Consider the following 4258-nt stretch of genomic DNA (forward strand, 5'->3'; position numbering starts at 1 on the left):
CTTCTTTTTTTTGAGTAAAAAACTCGCTTATTTTTTATAAGTAAAAAAATAGTTAACAATATTTATTATAAAACTAGATTATGCTATTCTGTAGCACCAACCCACACCTGTTTTCCATTTTCATTGAGTTTAAAAACATACTCTTCCTTTCCTTTAGTATGATTTTTTAACCAATAAAGAGCATTTTTAGGCACATTCTTATAATATAAAACAGTATCATTTGCTCTTTGATTACCCAATGAAATCCATTTTCTATCCCAATACAGTAATTCGTAATTTTCGTCTTTATTAATATGATTATCATCATTTCTTGCCTGAATTCTAAAACCCGAAACAGTTGTTTTTTTGTCAAAATTATATTTTATTTCTAAATTTGGTCCCTTAACATAACTAACTGGGTTATTATCTATTAGTTTATCAGGCTTCCCTTTATGCCATTTAAAATCTAAACTAAGTTTATCTGTCTTTATTTCATTGAACGAACTATCTAGAAGATTAAATGTAGCTATACTTGACCATTTATTCTTTAGACTATAAAAACGATAATTTTTATATAAAACAGGATCAAATTTAAAATCAATTTGATGACTTGAATTAAAACTTTTTATATAAAAAATATCTTCATAAGATGAGTTTTCATTTTTTCTTCCTTGTAAAACGAAATTTTTAAATTCTTTTTTCCATTGTATTTTTTTACTACCATTTAAATAAGTAATAATCGGAAACTTTCTTGAAATAGCCACATCATTCAATAAAGAATCATTTAAATCTAAATAATTTAAAGCACCTTCTTTACTTAGTTCAAAAGGATAATTAATCAGTTTTTTTTCTCCAGAATCCTCATAAAAAGCGACATAAATTAAATCCACTCCTACATTTTTAAATAGTAGTTTGCTGTTTTCTAAATTATTTGCAGCTGTTATTTTATCCCAACCACTTGTTGGATTAAAAACTCCTAAATAAATTTGGTTTTGTTTTTTATTTTTTGGATTCCACAAAACATCAATTTCAATATCGGCTGTACTATGATATTTATCTGTAACATCAATTTCATTGGATTTATCAAAAGAATTTCTAAAAACTTTTGTTATGCAAACTTTTTGATAAAACTCTCTTTGATTGCCTCTACCAATACCATTAGCAGAACCAACGTTAAATGATTTGAAATCATTGCCGTCAAAATACATTACCCAACTATGAACAGATCCATTATGATGATTACCCCATCTTTTCGAATAATCTATACTTGAAGGTATACCAATACTTCTTAAAACACTTACAAAATAAGTACATAAATACTCACAAGTTCCAAAACGAGTATTTTCTATATGAGTTATAGAAGGTTGTACTGGAAAATTATATCGAAACTTATTTAAAGAAACAGTTGGCGCAAGTCTTAATCTGTAAAAAATTTCTTGAATAACATCATCTAAAGATTTGTTTTTTAAAGAATCTCTTGCCCATTTAAATTCTTCATAAATTTCTTTTCTCTTATTAATTTCTACAGGTTCTTTTAATACTCTATATGGTAATACAAAATTTAAAAAAGTTTCAAAATCATTGCAAAGTCTTAATGAGTCTTTATTATAAACATCAAAAGCTAAATCAATATTATCAATTAAAAATTTTGACTTAATTTCTCTTACATCAAATTTAGTCTTAAAATTAGATCTGTTAAAATTATTAACTTTTTCCACTTCTTCAAAAAACTGCTTAGAAGTTTCATTTGCTATTTTAATGCTTATTTTTTTTATTTTTCTATATCCAGTTATATCTTTAAATTCAGAAGTTTCATATAATAATTTATCTTCTTTTTTTAAATTCTTAATTACTAGCTTCCTTAATTCACTAGTTTTATTAAAAACCTCATCATATTCTTCCCCATAATCTAACCATGAATGATATGGCATATTAGTAATTAGAAACTTTGCAGCTTTTAATTTTAAACTATCTTTAGGAGATTGATAATGGTCTAGAACTTTTTGAAGTTCAGTTTTATTTTCTTTGGCAAATTTTAAAGCTGAATCTAATTTGTTATCTTCTTTAATGTTACAGCCAATTAGTGTTATTAATAAAAAGAATGCAGCAACCAATGTAATACGAATATTTTGTAATATATTTTTCATAACAATTTAGTTTGTAGTGTTTTTGTTTATAATAAATAGCGGCAAATAAATAAATATTCCAATTAAAGAAAATAACAATCCACCAATTGACCCTACAGCAAATGAAAACCAAAAGGCCTCGTTTTGGCCACTCCACACAAAAGGAATTAAGCCAACAATTGTTGATACAATGGTAAGAATAACAGGAATTATTTTATAATTAAACGCTTTAAAATAAAGAAATCTAAAATTTATTTTGGGATATTGAATTTTTAAATTATTAAAATCATTTACAATATAGAGTGCAGAGTTTACACTAATACCACTTAATAATATAAATGAAGCATACCCACCTTGATCAAAATTAAAATCGAATAGATAGAAAGTTAAAAACACGCCAATAAATGAGATAGGAATCATACTTATTATTGCGAAGGGTTGTTTTAAGGACTCTAGTAGTATGGAACAGATAAAAAAGATAATACCAATTACTATAAATAAATAATAATACTGTTTCTTATCTTTTTTATTCCATCTGTTATATTTTTGTTCAAATACCTTGTAACCTAGTGGTAATTTAGGTTCAAAACTTTCTATGGCTTTTTCTCGTACTCTTTGGGCTAACTGCGTTGTACCAAGAAAATCATAGGCAACTGTTAAACTATATTGTTGGTTGTTCTTTTTAATGGTATTACCTGTTTTCTTCTTTTCTACAGTTGCTAATTGATCTAACTTATATTGCTTGTTTTGTATGGTTATTGGTGTGTGTTTTAAATCCCAAATATTAAATTTCTTATACTTATCTGAAACTAACTTAACATGTTGCAATTCATTATTCTGAATAATAGAAGGCAGTTGACCAGCATATACTTTATTTTTTAAATAGCCATATAGTTGTCTTTGAGAAACATTGGCAAGTGCTAATTTATTCGTATTAAAATCTAAATAATATTCATACAATGCATTATCTCCATAGCCTCTACTGGTTATTTCTATATCTTTAACCCGTGAATTGGAACTATCTATTAATTGTTGCTGTAACTGTTCTGCATAACTGTATAATTTATCATAATTATAGCCTTCTAATATAATTTTGTTTTGTTTAGACCCTGACCCCAAAGCATTAGAAAAGCCTCTACCCACACCACTAACAGACCAATCTAATCCTCCTAAACTAATTGCTTTTGATTCTATTAAACTTTTTAAAGTATACGGAAAACCACTAAATTCATATTCTTTTTTAAAATAAATAGCAATATTAGAATTTCTATAGCTAGATATTCTGGTTTCAAATAATTCGATCTCCTCAAAACGACTCAAATAATGTTCCATTTTAGTAATGGCTTCATTCAATTGTTGTATGGTGCAACCACCTCGCATACTACCTGTAACTCTTAACGTGGTTCTTTCTGGTTCTGAATAATAAGAATTCTCAAAAACATCTTCTGTAAATAATCTTAATGACCCACCAATTACTTTTTCTAAAGTGGGTCTTATATCATTGGTGAAATCTTCATTCCCTATGCTTTTATTGTAAATATCAGTAAAAAAACCATCTCCTTTTATTTCTTTAGGCAAAAATTGAAATGGGATTCCAAAACCTAAAATAAATACCAAAATGAATGCCCATTTAAAACGCGGTTTTTTCATCCAAAAAATAACACGTGTGTAAAAATTTGTAAATCGTAGAATTCTCCTTTTTCTCTTTCTCGAAAAACGAATACTTTTCTTAGATATATTTATTTTATCTAAAAGAGCTGGTACATAATATAAAGACACTAGTAACGAAACACCTATATTTATGGCAATTACCAAAGCAAAATCTAATAAATCTGCTTGCTGATTTTCCTTTAATAAAAAGATAATCATTAATGCACCAATCGTTGTTAGCGTTGCTGCTAAAATAGCAAGAAACGCTTTTATATTTCCTTTATTTCTAATATGGTCAATCATAATAATGCTATTATCTATGATGATGCCAAAAGAAATGGTAATTCCTGCAAAAGAATATAATTGGAGTTCTACTTGAAACAAGTAATAAAAAATAATTGCAATGAGAAGATTTGTAACTATACTCAAAAATAAAATAAGTAAGTACTTAAAACTTCTATTGATAATCAAAATTAAGATTAGTAGAATAAGGAAAGAAAACA

Annotated in this window: 2 protein-coding genes; both read right to left on the reverse strand. The window is 26.5% G+C overall.

All coding sequences use genetic code 11. From position 1 onward, the window contains the following. Positions 1-83: 83 nt before the first annotated feature. Positions 84-2126 (reverse strand): transglutaminase domain-containing protein, encoded by a 2043-nt coding sequence (locus ABJG40_RS06005; RefSeq protein WP_348023671.1) that lies wholly within the window; start codon positions 2124-2126, stop codon positions 84-86. 6 nt (positions 2127-2132) lie between these two features. Further along, on the reverse strand, positions 2133-4258 hold a 2126-nt coding region (locus ABJG40_RS06010), incomplete at its 5' end, for an efflux RND transporter permease subunit (RefSeq protein ID WP_348023672.1).

It is taken from the genome of Polaribacter sp. (assembly GCF_039939415.1).
GTDB lineage: Bacteria > Bacteroidota > Bacteroidia > Flavobacteriales > Flavobacteriaceae > Polaribacter.